Here is a 13,218-nt window from a genome sequence, read left to right on the forward strand (position 1 = left end):
AGGAGCCCCATGATCTCTCGCGTGACCCAGACCACGATGACGCAGACGGCGATGCGCCAGCTGCAGTCCAACCTCTCCGAGCTCGCCCGTCTGCAGGAGCAGGCCACGTCGCAGAAGGCGTTCGCCGCGCCCTCGGACGATCCGGCCGCGGCCGCTGCCGCCCTCGCCCTGCACGCCGAGCAGCGCCGCACCGAGCAGTATGCGCGCAACATCGACGACGGCCTGGCGTGGGTGACCGCGGCCGACACGGCGATCACCTCCAGCACCTCGCTGCTCTCGCGGGTGCGGGACCTCACCGCGCAGGGAGCGAACGACGGGGCGCTGGACGCCGCGGCGAAGGAGGCCCTCGCGGTGGAGCTGGAGGGCATCCGCGATGAGCTGCTCTGGCAGGCGAACACCCGGCTGCTCGGGCGGTCCGTGTTCGCGGGTACCTCGGACACGGCGGCCTTCGCCGCCGACTACTCATACAGCGGCGTCGCCGGCTCCGAGGTCACGCGACGTGTGTCCGATGCGGCGGCCGTCCGCGTCGACACCGACGGGGCGGCGGTGTTCGGCACGGGCGACGACTCGGTGTTCGCCCTCGTCGACCGCATCGTCGCCGACCTCCGCTCCGGCACCAACGTCGGACCACGGCTCGCGGAGATCGACGACCGCCGCACGGCGATGCTGGGCGTGCAGGGCGCGGTCGGCACCAGGCAGGCTCAGATCGAACGCGCCAAGGAGGCGGCAGTGCAGAATTCCGTGTCCCTCGAGTCCCGCCGCGCCGCGGTCGAGGACGTCGACTCGGTCGAGGTGCTCATCCGCCTGCAGGCGCAGGAGCTCGTGTACCGCTCGGCGCTCGCGGTGAACGCGCGCGTGCTGCAGCCGTCGCTGATGGACTTCCTGCGATGACCGCCGCGCTCACCTTCACGGCCCCGCCGCCCGGACTGGCACCCCATGTGGACTTCGCCCTCGCACCGGTCGAGGGCGCCGACGGGCTCTTCGCGATGCGGGCGGTCGAGGACGAGGCCCTGCGGCTCTACCTGGTCGACCCGAACACCGTGCTCACGGAGTACGCGCCGACCCTCACGGACGCGCAGGTCGCCGACCTCGCTCTCTCCTCGGCGGACGACGCCTTCGTGCTCGTGGTCGCCCACCCCGCCGCCGAGGGTGTCAGCGTCAACCTGCTGGCACCGGTCGTCGTGAACCGGGCGACGGGAGCGGCGACGCAGGTCATCCTCGAAGGCCAGGACTACCCCGTGCGGGCGCCGCTGGGCTGACCCGTGCGGGGTCGGATCGCCGGCCGTGACGGGCGGGGTGACGACTACCCTGGAGAGGTGATCCTCGCCGTCGACACCTCCCTTGGCACCGCCGTCGCCCTCATCGACCCGGACGGGACGCGTCGTGCCGAGGCCGGTACCGCCGACCCGCTGGGCCACGCCGAGGTGATCGGCGACCTGGTGCGCGACGTGCTCCGCGAGGGCGGGTCCGACGGCATCACGCACGTCGTGGCGGGAATGGGCCCCGGCCCGTTCACCGGGCTGCGCATCGGCATCGCGACCGCGCGGGCGTTCGCCCTCGGCCGCGGCGTCCCCGTCGTCCCGGTCCCCAGCCACACGGCGGCCGCGCTCACGATCCAGGCCACCGTGACCGGACCGTTCGCCGTCGTCACCGACGCCCGCCGCCGCGAGGTCGCCGTCACCGTGTTCGACGGGCAGGACGAGGACGGGATCCCGCGCACGATCGCCGACACCGTGCTCGTGCGCGCCGCCGACGCCGACGAGCATCTCGCGGGCCTCCGCCGGGTGGACGTGACGACGCTGTCCGCGGTCGACCTCGCCCGGGTGGGGGCGCGGGCGCTCGCCGCCGGCCGGGTCCTCGCCGGCGAGGAGCCCCTCTACCTGCGGCATCCGGACGTCACCCTGCCCGGTGCCCCGAAGAAGGTGGGCGCATGACGCTCCGGGACGCGCGGCCGGACGACCTCGACGCGATCATGGCCATCGAGGAGCGCTCGTTCCCGACCGACGCGTGGAGCCGGGAGACCATGGCGAGCGAGCTGGCGAGCCCGCACGGCCGCTACCTCGTCGACGAGCAGGGCGGGGCGATCGTCGGCTACGGCGGGGTCCGAGCCCTGCAGGGCGGCGCGGACGCCGACATCCAGACCATCGCCCTCCTCGCCGAGGTCCGGGGGCAGGGGCGCGGGCGCGCGCTGCTGCGTGCCCTGCTGCGGACGGCTGCCGCCCGGGGCGCGCACGAGGTGTTCCTCGAGGTGCGCGCCGACAACCCGGCGGCCGAGGGGCTGTATCGCACGGAGGGCTTCGAGGAGATCGGCAGGCGCCCCCGTTACTATCAGCCGGACGACGTCGACGCGATCGTGATGCGTCTGGACCTGCGCCGCCACCCGGCGCCCGCCGATACGCCGGAGGAGGCGACCGCATGAGTGAGCCCCTGGTGCTCGGCATCGAGACGAGCTGCGACGAGACCGGCATCGGCATCGTGCGGGGGCGCACGCTGCTGTCCAACACGATCGCCTCCAGCATGGACGAGCACGCCCGGTACGGCGGCGTCGTGCCGGAGGTCGCCGCCCGCGCGCACCTCGAGGCGCTGCAGCCGGCCATCGACGCCGCCCTGGCCGAGGCCGACGTCCGTCTCGCCGACCTCGATGCGGTGGCGGTGACGAGCGGCCCCGGCCTCGCCGGAGCGCTCATGGTCGGCGTGGGAGCGGCGAAGGGACTCGCCGTCGCCCTCGACAAGCCGCTGTATGCGGTCAACCACCTCGTGGGTCACATCGCGGCCGACATCCTCACCCCGGATGCGGCGCCGCTGGAGTACCCGACGATCGCGCTGCTGGTCTCCGGCGGCCACACCTCCCTGCTCCACGTGCGCGACCTCACGACCGATGTCGAGCTGCTCGGCGAGACCGTGGACGACGCCGCGGGCGAGGCGTTCGACAAGGTCGCCCGGCTGCTGTCCCTGCCGTATCCCGGCGGCCCCGAGATCGACCGGGCCGCGGTCGGCGGAGACCCGGACGCGATCCGCTTCCCGCGCGGGCTCTCGCGTGCCTCGGACCTCGCGAAGCATCGCTACGACTTCTCGTTCTCCGGGCTGAAGACCGCTGTCGCCCGCTGGGTCGAGCGCTTCGAGGCGGAGAACGCCGCCGCGGGCGCCGACGCGCGCGAGCTGCCGATCGCCGACGTCGCCGCGAGCTTCCGGGAGGCCGTCGTCGACGTCCTCGTCACCAAGGCGCTCAACGCCTGCGCCGACCTCGGGGTGCCGCGCCTGCTGCTCGGGGGCGGCGTGATCGCGAATCGCCGGCTCCGCGAGGTCGCGCTGTCGAGGGCCGCCGAGGCCGGGGTCACCGTGCGCATCCCGCCGCTGTCCCTCTGCACGGACAACGGCGCCATGATCGCCGCGCTCGCCGCCGAGCTCATCGCATCGGGGCGTCCCGCCTCGACCCTCGGCTTCGGCGCGGACTCGACGCTGCCGGTCACGGAGATCCAGGTCGCGGAGGCGGTGCCGGCGTGACCGGGCTCGCGCAGGAACCGGAACCGGACGGGGTCGCCCCCCGCGCGCGGGTCGAGCGCGCGAGCGGGCAGGTCGAGCGCCCGGCCGGGACCGCGCGCCTTCCCGGAGCTCCGCGGGAGGGCTACACGAAGCTCCCCACGGGCCCGGTGGGCATCGAGCCCGTGGTCGTGAGCGGGCCCGACCTCGACCACGGGGAGGAGGACGCCTGGGAGCCGGCGTCCGAGCCCGTGCCCGTGGACGACACGCGGCTGGCGCCGTGGGCGCTGCTTGCGGCGATCGTCGCGCTCGGCGCATCGTTCTTCGTGGGCTGGGGGATCCCGGTCGCGGTCGTCGCCGTGATCGCCGCCATCATGTCGCTGCGCCGCCCCGTCGAGAACCGCGCGATCGCGCGCTGGGCGCTCGTGCTGGGGCTGTGCGCGACCGTGTACAGCCTCGGCTGGCTGGTCTGGGCGGGGATGCAGTTCGAGAGACTCGGCTAGGCGGGATGGCCATGACGGACGACGACGATGTCGAGGAGCGCAGGGCCCTGCAGCGCAAGGCCTTCGGCCCGGGCGGAGGCCTCACGGACGCGGAGGCCGCGCGCCTGCGACAGCTCGACGATGCCCGGCGGCGTCCGTCTCCGGGACCGAGCACGTCGGATCCGATGGCCGGCTCTGTGCAGGAGACCCGGCAGCCCGGTCCTCCGCGGTCCCGGCACTCCCTCGCCACTGTGCCGGACGACGGCGAGACTCCGACAGGAGACGACGCTCCCGTGGTGCCGGACGACGAGCCCGTGGACGACGCCACCCGGACCGACCGCCCCGCCGTGACCGAGGCGCGGCACCGTTCGCGCGGGATGCTCGCGCTCGCCGCGGTCGTCATGGTCCTCCTGGGGCTCGGCATCGGGTGGCTCGCCTTCGGCCGGACCGGCGGTGCCGCGGTCGCGCTCAGCGCCGAGCAGCAGGGGTGGCAGTCCGAACTCATCGCATCCGGGAAGTACGACCCCGGATCGGTGCGCGCCGTCGCGACGGAGGAGGGCGCGGTCGTCTGGATGGCGACACAGAACGGCGGGGCGAGCGTCTGCCTGGTCCTCGGATCGGCGGAGAGCACGACGCCGAGCTGCAACCAGCGGGAAGCCGTCCAGAAGGAAGGGCTGTGGGGCGAGGTGACGACGCAGCGGGACGACGAGTACACCCGACAGGTCATGGCGCAGTTGCTCCTCACGCCCGACGGCGAACCGGCGGTGGCCGTCGGCGTCTCGGAGTTCGGCTCCGGTGAGGGCAGCGGCATCACCTATGCGAACGAGGAAGAGACCCGCACGGCCGCGCGTCTGGTCGAGGACGGGTTCGACCCCCACTCGATCTGGGTCGTGGGGTACGACCGCGACGTCCCGATCTGGACGGCCTCCGAGGCCGAGACGGGGCGGCAGTGCCTCGTCTACGACGGGGCGACACCGGACGCGCCGAAAGCCTGTGAGACGACGGAGACGCTGCAGGAGCACGACGGTCGGCTGAGGTTGCAGCTGACCGACGCGGAGACCGGCGGCCTGACGACCTACGAGCTGCCGGGCGGTGGCTCCCCGTCCTTCGTGATCATCCGAGAAGGGAGCGACGTCGGTGCGGGAGGAGACTGACCGACCCCAGTCCAGAGACGACGACGCGGAGCGCCGGGCGCTGGAGCGTGCGGCATACGGCCGTGACGGCGGGCTCGACGCTGCCGCAGCCCTCCGGCTGGAGGAGCTCCAGGCGGAGCGCCGCCGCACGGCCCTGTCCGCGTCCGAGGAGCCGGCGACGTCCGCACCCCCGGACCCCGGCGGTGCGAAGGAGGTCGCGGACGCTCTCCCGGAGCCGGAGAAAGGGCCGGTCGCGGAAGACGCCGCGCCGGAGGACACGGAGGACGTCTCCGCGTCCGAGGCGCCGGCCGCGAACCGCCGCGGTCTCGTGCCGGTCCTCGTGGCGTCGGCGGCTCTCCTCGCGATCGGCGTGGGGGCCGGGTGGGCGCTGTTCGCCCCGCGACCGGACGCGTTCCCCCTGACGGAGGCGCAGGAGGACCGGCGGATCGAACTCGCCGGGGAGGACTACGATCCCGGCTCCGTCCGCCCGGTGGGAGAGGCGGAGGGGGCGCTCGCCTGGTTCGCCACACAGGACGACGGGGCCACCCGGTGCCTGATCCTCGACGTGGGCGCCGACTCCCAGTCGACCTGCCTGGCCGGGGAGGAGGTGGGGACGGGCCTGTACGCCTCGCTCCCCGTGCCGGTCTCCTCCGCGGACGACGAGGAGAGCTCCTTCTCCTTCGACAGCGTGACGGCGGTCATGCTCTTCTCCACCACGGACGAGCCGATGGTGAGCATCCAGCGCTGGGGAGGCAGCTCCACGCTCGTCGCCCAGTTCGGCGAGGCGGAGCGCGCGAGGGCGGAGGAGCTCGTCGGCGACGGTTACAACCTCAACCTCTCCGTCCTCGGGTCGTTCCGCGAGCAGCCGGTCTGGCTCGGCGACCGCAGCACGGAGAGCGGGCCCTCCCAGCGCTGCCTGATCGTCGACGCCGACGGCTCGCGTCAATGCGCCACGATCGACGAAGCCGTCCAGTCCGGGCTCCGCGTGCAGCTCCTCGACGTCGATCAGGAGACCGGGGAACTGCTGTCGGCATCCGTCATCGAGGTGGACTTCACGCGCTGGCAGACGCCCTACCTCACCGTGACCTCGGGCCCCGCCGTCGTCGACGCGGCGACGGGCGAGTCCTACCTCGTGACCACCGGCCCGCCCGGGGATCCGATCCGCGTCGACATCCCGGGCCGCGACCCGGAGGGCTGACCCGCTCTCAGTCCGCGGCGGGCACCCGGTCGGCGAGGATCGCGCGGCGCTGATCGCCGAACCGGGCGAGGATCAGGGTCGCCTCGGCGTCGCCGCGCAGGGTCAGCTTGCGCCGGAAGGCCGCCGGATCGACGTCCACCCCGCGCTTCTTGATCTCGATGCGGCCGATGCCGTGGGTCTTCAGGGCCGCGTTGATCGTCTTCGGCGTGATCGGCAGCGTCTCCCGGACGCGGAAGGACTGCACGAACGGGCTCGTCAGGGCGGCGTCCGAGGTCAGGTACGCGATGCGCGGATCGAGCATCCCCGCATCGAGGCTGCGGGCGACGTCGCCGATGAGCCGGGCCCGGATGACGGCCCCGTCCGGCTCGTGGAGGAAGGCCCCGAGCGCACGGACCGGCGCGTCCTCGGCATCCGCGGATCCGGTGAGCTCGTGCGAGCGCTCGCCGCGGATGACGAGAGCGGAGCGCCGCACCCCTTCCCTCGCGAGCTCGCGCGACCACACCACGAGCTCGACCACGCTCCCGTCGGCGCTGACCCACTGCGTCTCCGCGTCCGCGGGCAGGGCGTCGCGGTCGTGGGCGGGGCCGAGCTTGATCCCGGTGGGGCGCTGCGCGGCGACGGCGAACGCCCAGTCGAGCGACGGCGAGTAGACGTCGGCGGAGACGCGCCGGGTCTCGCTGTGCCCGGAGGTGCGGCGGGCGGGGTCCATCCAGATCGCCTGGCCGGGGACCGGTTCCCCGAGCGCCTCCTCCGCGGTCGCGTGGCGCACTGTGGCGTCGTCCCCGAACGGGGCGAGGTTGTAGGCGGCGAGGGCCGCGGTCACCTCGTCGGCGTCCACGGCGTGCACCGCCAGTCCGGCGCCGGCGAACGCGAGGGCGTCGCCGCCGATCCCGCAGCCGAGGTCGGCGACGCTCGTGAGGCCGGCCCGGCGGATCCGCTGGGCGTGGCGGGCGGCCACTCCGAGGCGGGTGGCCTGCTCGAGGCCCGCGCGGGTGAAGAGCATGCGGGCGGCGAACGGGCCGAACTTCGCCGTGGCCTTGGCGCGCAGGTGCGCCTGGCCGACGACGGCGGAGACGAGGTCGGGGGAGTGGCCGGCGGCGCGCAGCCGGGAGACGGCTGCGGCCGCCTCGGCGGTGGAGGTGACCGGCCCGAGCGCATCGAGCAGCTCGAGGCCGGCGGGGGTCAGCAGGGCGCGCAGCTCGGACATCTCCACCCTCCCACCCTAGGACCCGGTGGCCGCCGGAGCGGGGTTGGCACTCGCATTGCATGAGTGCCAGCCGACCGCCTACACTGGCATTAGCACTCTCGGGTTGAGAGTGCGAACGAGTCTTTCGTGTCAGCGTCAAGAAAGAAGAGGTAGACCGTGTCGGTTTCCATCAAGCCGCTCGAGGACCGCATCGTCATCAAGCAGGTCGAGGCCGAGCAGACCACCGCGAGTGGCCTGGTCATCCCCGACACCGCCAAGGAGAAGCCCCAGGAGGGCGAGGTCGTGGCGGTCGGCCCCGGCCGTATCGACGACAACGGCAACCGCGTTCCGCTCGACGTCGCCGTCGGCGACCGCGTGCTCTACAGCAAGTACGGCGGCACCGAGGTGAAGTTCGGCGCGGACGAGTTCCTCGTCCTGTCGGCTCGCGACGTCCTGGCGGTCGTCGTCCGCTGATCGCACACCCGGTTCCCTCCGCTCGCCGGACGGGAACCCGGTCCGCAGAAGAGGGCCCGGATGCATCGGCATCCGGGCCCTCTTCTGCGTCCCGAACGGCGCGTCGCCCGGCGGCGCAGGCATAGGGTTGTGCGGTGACCGTTGAGACGACCCGCGCCACCCGGACGGCGGGCGTCGCCTACGCCGGGAGCGCCTACCTGCTGTGGGGCGTCCTGCCCCTCTACTTCCTCCTGCTGCAGCCCACCGGTCCGTGGGAGGTCGTCGCCTGGCGGGTGCTGCTCTCCTTCGTCTTCTGTCTCCTGCTGCTCACGGTCACGAGGGGATGGGCCGCCTTCCTCGCGATCGTCCGGAGTCCGCGGCTGCTGGGGTGGACGGCCCTGGCCGGCCTCCTCATCTACGTCAACTGGCAGGTCTTCGTCCTCGGCACGCTGAGCGGGAACGTGGTGGAGACGGCGCTCGGCTATTTCATCAACCCGATCACGACGGTGCTGCTCGGCGTCTTCGTGCTCAAGGAGCGCATCCGCCGGCTGCAGTGGGTGGCCGTCGGCATCGCGGCCATCGCGGTCGTGGTCATCGTCGTGGCGTACGGCCACGTCCCCTGGATCGCCTTGACGCTCACGGCCTCCTTCGGCCTGTACGAGCTCATCAAGAAGAAGATCGGCCCCGCCGTCGACGCGGTCAGCGGGCTGACGCTCGAGTCGTTCTGGCTGATCCCCATCGCGGTGGTGCAGCTCGTGATCGTGGCGACGACGCCGGCCGGCCTGACCATGGGGACTGCGGGCGGGCCGCATGCCGTGCTGCTCGCGTTCGCGGGAGTGGCGACGGCCGTCCCTCTGCTGCTGTTCGCGGCCGGCACGCGTCGCGTCGACCTCGCCGTCATCGGCATGCTGCAGTTCCTCACCCCGATCCTCCAGTTCCTCATCGGGGTCGTCGTGCTGCACGAGCCGATGCCGCCGGAGCGCTGGATCGGGTTCGTCCTGGTGTGGATCGCGATCGCGGTCTTCGTCGTCGATCTGCTCCTCGCCGCACGGCGCGGCCGTCGGGACACCCTCGCCGCGGGGCTCTGATCCCGCCCGCCCACCGGCGGAAACAGCGGTCCTGGATCGTTAACGCACCGAGATACTTGCCCCTCCTGCGCGCGGGGCGCACGCCCTAGTGTTAGAGCACCCGACTGTGGTCACCATCCACGTTCGTTTACGCAAGGGAGCATCATGAACGCACTGAAGGGCTCGCGCAGCGCGAGGATCTTCGCCGGGATCGCGCTGGTCAGCGCCTCCGCCCTCATCATCGCGGGCTGCAGCAGCACGCCGAACGCGGAGCCGTCGGACGGGGGTGGCGACAAGCCCGCCGCCGACCTGACGCTCAAGCTCGGTTCGCTGCTGCCCGCCACCGGTACGCTCGCGTTCCTGGGCGCGCCGATGGAGGCCGGCGTCCAGCTCGCCGTGGACCAGATCAACGAGGCCGACGCCGGCATCACGATCGACCTCAGCACGGCCGACGAGGGCGACCTCGACAACAAGGCCTACGAGACGTCCATCACCAACCTGCGCAACGACGGCATCACCGCCATGATCGGCGCGGCGTCCTCGAGCGTCACCAAGCTCATCCTCGACGGCAACGCGGGCGCGGACATCCTGACGGTGTCCCCGTCCAACACGTCGCCGGACTTCACGGGCATCAACCCGCTGTACTTCCGCACCGCGCCGAGCGACAACCTGCAGGGCGAGGTGCTCGGCAACGAGATCGCCGAGGACGGTCACAAGACGCTGGGCATCATCTACCAGAACGACCCGTACGGCACGGGGCTGTTCGAGGCGATCAAGGCCACCTTCGAGAGCACCGGCGGCGAGGTCGTCGCCGACGCCTCGTACAACCAGGGCGACGGACAGTTCAACGCCCAGGTCTCGGAGATCGCTGCGGCCAAGCCGGATGCGGTCGCCGTCGTCTCCTACGACCAGTTCGCCACGATCGCGCCGCTGCTCGGCAACGCCGGGGTCGACACGGGGTCGCTGTACCTCGTCGACGGCAACCTCAAGGACTGGGGTGCGGACGTGTCGGTCAGCCTCGAGGGCTCGAAGGGCACCCGCGCCGGCGCCGAGCTGCCGCAGGACTTCCTCGACCAGCTGAACGCGGTCTGGACGGCCGAGGGCAACGACCCGATCGACGCCGTGACGTACTCGGCCGAGGCGTACGACGCCGTGGTGCTGATCGCTCTGGCCGCGCTGAAGGCCGGCTCGGTCGAAGGCCCGGACATCGCCGCGGAGATGATCACCGTCTCCGGTGGTGACGGCGACGGCGAGAAGTGCGACAACTACGCCGACTGCGCCGCGATCATCAACGACGGCGGCACGCCGGACTACGACGGCCTCTCCGGTGAGATCACGTTCGACGAGAACAACGACCCGAAGGGCGCTGCCATCGGCGTCTACGAGTTCGACTCCGAGAACGTCACCTCGCGCATCAAGTAACGCAGCGACGACGAAGGCCCCGGATGCTTCGGCATCCGGGGCCTTCGTCGTTCCTGGGCCGCGTCTCAGGCCGCGTCGGTCCCGAGGGTGCCGAGGTAGAGGCCGATGACCTTCGGGTCGTTCAGCAGCTCCCGGCCGGTGCCCTCGTAGGCGTCCTTGCCCTGGTCGAGCACATAGCCGCGGTCGCAGATCTGCAGGCACCGGCGGGCGTTCTGCTCGACCATGATCGTCGTGACGCCCGCCTTGTTGATGTCGGAGACGCGGATGAAGGCGTCGTCCTGTCGCACGGGGGAGAGACCGGCGGACGGCTCGTCCAGCAGCAGCACCGAGGGGTCCATCATGAGCGCGCGCGACATGGCCACCATCTGCCGCTCACCGCCGGAGAGCGAGCCGGCCCGCTGCTTCAGGCGCTTGCCGATCTCGGCGAAGATGCTGCTGACGAACTCGAGTCGCTCCGCGAAGATCTTCGGGTTCTGGTAGAGGCCCATCTCCAGGTTCTCCTGGATGGTGAGCGACGGGAACACGTTGTTCGTCTGCGGCACGAAGGCCACACCGCGGCGCACGAGCTTGTCGGCCTTGAGACCGACGATGCTCTCACCCTTGACCGTGATGTCGCCCTCGCGGACGTTCACCATGCCGAAGATCGCCTTGAGGAGCGTCGACTTCCCGGCGCCGTTCGGGCCGATGATGCCGATGAGCTCACCCTGGCGGGCGACGAGGTTGGCGCCGTTGAGGATGTTGACTCCCGGCAGGTAGCCGGCGTGCACGTCCTTCAGCTCGACGACCACGTCGTCGGCCCGGGCGGCGCCCTCGGCGGGGGTTGCGGTGCTCATGCCTTGCCCTCCTCGGCGGCGTCCTCGGCCTCGACCTCGGCCTCGACCTCGGTCTCGATCTGCTCGCGGATGCGCTCCGCGTCGGCGTCGGAGATCACCGGGAGACGGCCGGTGACGGCGCCGAGGTCCACGTCCTGGTGGGCGCCGAGGTAGGCGTCCACCACCGCGGGGTCCTCCATGACGGTCTCCGGCGGCCCCTCGGCCACCACGCGCCCCTCGGCCATCACGACCACCCAGTCGGCGATGTGACGGACCATGTGCATGTCGTGCTCCACGAACAGCACGGTCATCCCGAGGTCCTTGAGGTCGAGGATGTGATCGAGGAGCGACTGCGTGAGGGCGGGGTTCACCCCGGCCATCGGCTCGTCGAGCATCACCAGGCTCGGGTCGCTCATGAGGGCCCTGGCCATCTCCAGCAGCTTGCGCTGCCCGCCGGAGAGCGACGCCGCGAAGTCCTGCTCCTTGGCGTCGAGCTTGAAGCGCACGAGGAGCTCGTGGGCGCGCTGCTCGATCTCCTGCTCCTGCTTGCGCCAGAGGAAGGGGAACAGCCCTGCCCAGAAGCCCTCGCCGCGCTGGTCCTTCGCGCCGAGCTTCATGTTCTCCAGCACGGTCAGCAACGACAGCGACTTGGTGAGCTGGAAGGTGCGCACCTGTCCCATCCGGGCGACCTTGAACGACGGGATTCCGGACAGGTTCTTGCCGTCGTAGGACCACGTGCCGCTGTTGGGCTTGTCGAAGCCGCACAGGAGATTGAACAGCGTGGTCTTGCCAGCGCCGTTGGGACCGATGAGCGCCGTGATGGCGCCGCGCGGGATCTCGAGGTGGTCGACGTCGACCGCCGTGAGGCCGCCGAAGCGCCGCTGCACGGCGTCCACGACGAGGATCGGGTCGACCTTCTTGACTCCGGGGGCGGCGGGACCCGCGGCGAGGCCGGTGGTCTTGGCGCGGGGAGCGCTCTTCGCGGGCGTGACGGCCGCGTCGTTCTCACTTGACAAAGGTCATCTCCCTCTTGTTCCCCAGGATGCCCTGCGGGCGGAACACGACGATGAGCATCAGCACGATGCCGATGAGGATGTAGCGCACCACGTCGGCCTGAGCGCTCGTCATGGGCAGGTAGCCGGCCGTGGCCATCGCGGGCAGGAGCGCGCCGAGGAAGGCGAACACCACCCAGAACAGGACGGCGCCGAGCGTGGGGCCGAACACCGTGGCCGCGCCGCCGAGGAGCAGGATCGTCCACAGGAAGAACGTCAGCGACGTCGAGTAGCTGCCGGGGATGACCGCCGACGGCAGGACGAAGACGATGCCGCCGAGCGCACCGATCACACCGCCCACCACGAGCGCCTGCATCTTGTAGGCGAAGACGTTCTTGCCGAGCGAGCGCACGGCGTCCTCGTCCTCGCGGATGCCCTTGAGCACCCGGCCCCACGGGCTGCGCATGAGCGCCCAGACCACGAGGATCGTCAGAGCGAGCGTGAGCAGTCCGAACACCCGCACCCAGAGGTCGTTGGCGTTGTACGTCCACGGGCCGAAGCCATAGGTCCCCGGGGGGAACGGGTTGGCGTCGCGGAAGCTCTGGTGGTACCCGGACAGACCGCCCGCGGAGTTCGTCCAGTCCTTGAAGAGCTCGGTGACGAACATCAGGCGGACGACCTCGGCGGCCGCGATGGTCGCGATGGCGAGGTAGTCGGCGCGCAGCCGCAGGGTCGGGATGCCCAGCAGCAGGGCGAAGAGCGCGCCGCCGGTGATGCCGACGAGCACGCCCAGCCACCACGGGAATCCGAAGGTGAGGATCGAGATCGCGTAGCCGTAGCCGCCGATCGCCATGAACGCCGCCATGCCGAAGTTGAGCAGACCCGTGTACCCGAAGTGCACCGCGAGGCCGGTGGCCGCGAGCGCGTAGGCGATCGTCGTCGGGCTGAAGAGGTAGGAGGCGGTGTTGCCGAAGATGCTTCCGAAGTCCATGC

15 protein-coding genes are annotated in these 13,218 nt (G+C 71.7%); 11 read left to right on the forward strand and 4 right to left on the reverse strand.

The genetic code is table 11. From position 1 onward, the window contains the following. Nucleotides 1-9: 9 nt before the first annotated feature. From flgL to IZR02_RS04055, 8 genes are read left to right on the forward strand one after another with little or no spacing between them, the layout of a single operon-like run. The gene (gene flgL / locus IZR02_RS04020) at nt 10-891 is read left to right on the forward strand and encodes a flagellar hook-associated protein FlgL (protein ID WP_025104339.1); all 882 of its coding nucleotides are present in this window, start codon (nt 10-12) and stop codon (nt 889-891) included. Continuing rightward, nucleotides 888-1,259, forward strand: coding sequence for a flagellar assembly protein FliW (locus IZR02_RS04025; RefSeq protein WP_025104338.1), 372 nt, complete (start codon nt 888-890; stop codon nt 1,257-1,259). The genes flgL and IZR02_RS04025 overlap by 4 nt, the downstream gene beginning before the upstream one ends. 57 nt (nt 1,260-1,316) lie before the next feature. Continuing rightward, on the forward strand, nt 1,317-1,934 hold the full coding sequence (gene tsaB / locus IZR02_RS04030; protein WP_025104337.1) for a tRNA (adenosine(37)-N6)-threonylcarbamoyltransferase complex dimerization subunit type 1 TsaB: 618 nt from the start codon (nt 1,317-1,319) through the stop codon (nt 1,932-1,934). Next, a complete protein-coding gene (rimI, locus tag IZR02_RS04035; protein ID WP_025104336.1) occupies nt 1,931-2,419 on the forward strand; it encodes a ribosomal protein S18-alanine N-acetyltransferase in 489 nt (162 codons plus the stop codon). The genes tsaB and rimI overlap by 4 nt, the downstream gene beginning before the upstream one ends. Beyond that, nucleotides 2,416-3,504: a tRNA (adenosine(37)-N6)-threonylcarbamoyltransferase complex transferase subunit TsaD gene (gene tsaD, locus IZR02_RS04040; protein ID WP_025104335.1), complete on the forward strand. Its 1,089-nt coding sequence runs from the start codon at nt 2,416-2,418 to the stop codon at nt 3,502-3,504. The genes rimI and tsaD overlap by 4 nt, the downstream gene beginning before the upstream one ends. Then, the gene (locus IZR02_RS04045) at nt 3,501-3,983 is read left to right on the forward strand and encodes a hypothetical protein (protein WP_025104334.1); all 483 of its coding nucleotides are present in this window, start codon (nt 3,501-3,503) and stop codon (nt 3,981-3,983) included. The genes tsaD and IZR02_RS04045 overlap by 4 nt, the downstream gene beginning before the upstream one ends. Nucleotides 3,984-3,994: 11 nt before the next feature. Beyond that, nucleotides 3,995-5,116, forward strand: coding sequence for a hypothetical protein (locus IZR02_RS04050; protein ID WP_157544437.1), 1,122 nt, complete (start codon nt 3,995-3,997; stop codon nt 5,114-5,116). Further along, nucleotides 5,100-6,293 carry a hypothetical protein gene (locus IZR02_RS04055; RefSeq protein WP_025104332.1) on the forward strand — a complete coding sequence of 398 codons (1,194 nt, stop codon included), beginning with the start codon at nt 5,100-5,102 and terminating at the stop codon, nt 6,291-6,293. Before IZR02_RS04050 ends, IZR02_RS04055 begins: the two co-directional genes overlap by 17 nt. Before the next feature lie 7 nt (nt 6,294-6,300). Here IZR02_RS04055 and IZR02_RS04060 read toward each other — a convergent pair whose 3' ends face one another. Continuing rightward, complete coding sequence (locus tag IZR02_RS04060; protein ID WP_025104331.1) at nt 6,301-7,506, reverse strand: THUMP-like domain-containing protein; 1,206 nt, start codon at nt 7,504-7,506, stop codon at nt 6,301-6,303. A 150-nt stretch (nt 7,507-7,656) separates the two neighbouring features. Between IZR02_RS04060 and groES the strand changes: the two genes are divergently transcribed. The 3 genes from groES (at nt 7,657) to IZR02_RS04075 (ending at nt 10,421) form a co-directional block, all read left to right on the forward strand. Next, nucleotides 7,657-7,953, forward strand: a complete 297-nt coding sequence (gene groES / locus IZR02_RS04065) for a co-chaperone GroES (protein WP_017203655.1) — start codon at nt 7,657-7,659, stop codon at nt 7,951-7,953. Nucleotides 7,954-8,087: 134 nt separating this feature from the next. Continuing rightward, complete coding sequence (gene rarD, locus IZR02_RS04070; protein WP_025103728.1) at nt 8,088-9,020, forward strand: EamA family transporter RarD; 933 nt, start codon at nt 8,088-8,090, stop codon at nt 9,018-9,020. 144 nt (nt 9,021-9,164) lie between these two features. Beyond that, nucleotides 9,165-10,421, forward strand: a complete 1,257-nt coding sequence (locus IZR02_RS04075) for an ABC transporter substrate-binding protein (protein ID WP_025103729.1) — start codon at nt 9,165-9,167, stop codon at nt 10,419-10,421. Between the two features lie 65 nt (nt 10,422-10,486). On the opposite strand, the gene IZR02_RS04080 is transcribed toward IZR02_RS04075, so the two are convergent. Genes IZR02_RS04080 through IZR02_RS04090 form a run of 3 tightly spaced genes read right to left on the reverse strand, consistent with a single transcriptional unit; the run spans nt 10,487 to nt 13,216 of the window. Continuing rightward, nucleotides 10,487-11,254 (reverse strand): ABC transporter ATP-binding protein, encoded by a 768-nt coding sequence (locus IZR02_RS04080; protein WP_025103730.1) that lies wholly within the window; start codon nt 11,252-11,254, stop codon nt 10,487-10,489. Beyond that, nucleotides 11,251-12,249 (reverse strand): ABC transporter ATP-binding protein, encoded by a 999-nt coding sequence (locus IZR02_RS04085; protein WP_025103731.1) that lies wholly within the window; start codon nt 12,247-12,249, stop codon nt 11,251-11,253. Before IZR02_RS04085 ends, IZR02_RS04080 begins: the two co-directional genes overlap by 4 nt. Next, nucleotides 12,239-13,216: a branched-chain amino acid ABC transporter permease gene (locus IZR02_RS04090; RefSeq protein WP_025103732.1), complete on the reverse strand. Its 978-nt coding sequence runs from the start codon at nt 13,214-13,216 to the stop codon at nt 12,239-12,241. The genes IZR02_RS04085 and IZR02_RS04090 overlap by 11 nt, the downstream gene beginning before the upstream one ends. Nucleotides 13,217-13,218 lie beyond the last annotated feature (2 nt).

The organism is Microbacterium paraoxydans (assembly GCF_019056515.1).
Taxonomy (GTDB): domain Bacteria; phylum Actinomycetota; class Actinomycetes; order Actinomycetales; family Microbacteriaceae; genus Microbacterium.

Coding starts and splice junctions, on each gene's coding strand:
- flgL (WP_025104339.1), top strand. CDS start 10: ATGATCTCTCGCGTGACCCAGACCACGATGACGCAGACGGCGATGCGC.
- IZR02_RS04025 (WP_025104338.1), top strand. CDS start 888: ATGACCGCCGCGCTCACCTTCACGGCCCCGCCGCCCGGACTGGCACCC.
- rimI (WP_025104336.1), top strand. CDS start 1,931: ATGACGCTCCGGGACGCGCGGCCGGACGACCTCGACGCGATCATGGCC.
- tsaD (WP_025104335.1), top strand. CDS start 2,416: ATGAGTGAGCCCCTGGTGCTCGGCATCGAGACGAGCTGCGACGAGACC.
- IZR02_RS04050 (WP_157544437.1), top strand. CDS start 3,995: ATGACGGACGACGACGATGTCGAGGAGCGCAGGGCCCTGCAGCGCAAG.
- IZR02_RS04075 (WP_025103729.1), top strand. CDS start 9,165: ATGAACGCACTGAAGGGCTCGCGCAGCGCGAGGATCTTCGCCGGGATC.
- IZR02_RS04080 (WP_025103730.1), bottom strand. CDS start 11,254: ATGAGCACCGCAACCCCCGCCGAGGGCGCCGCCCGGGCCGACGACGTG.
- IZR02_RS04090 (WP_025103732.1), bottom strand. CDS start 13,216: ATGGACTTCGGAAGCATCTTCGGCAACACCGCCTCCTACCTCTTCAGC.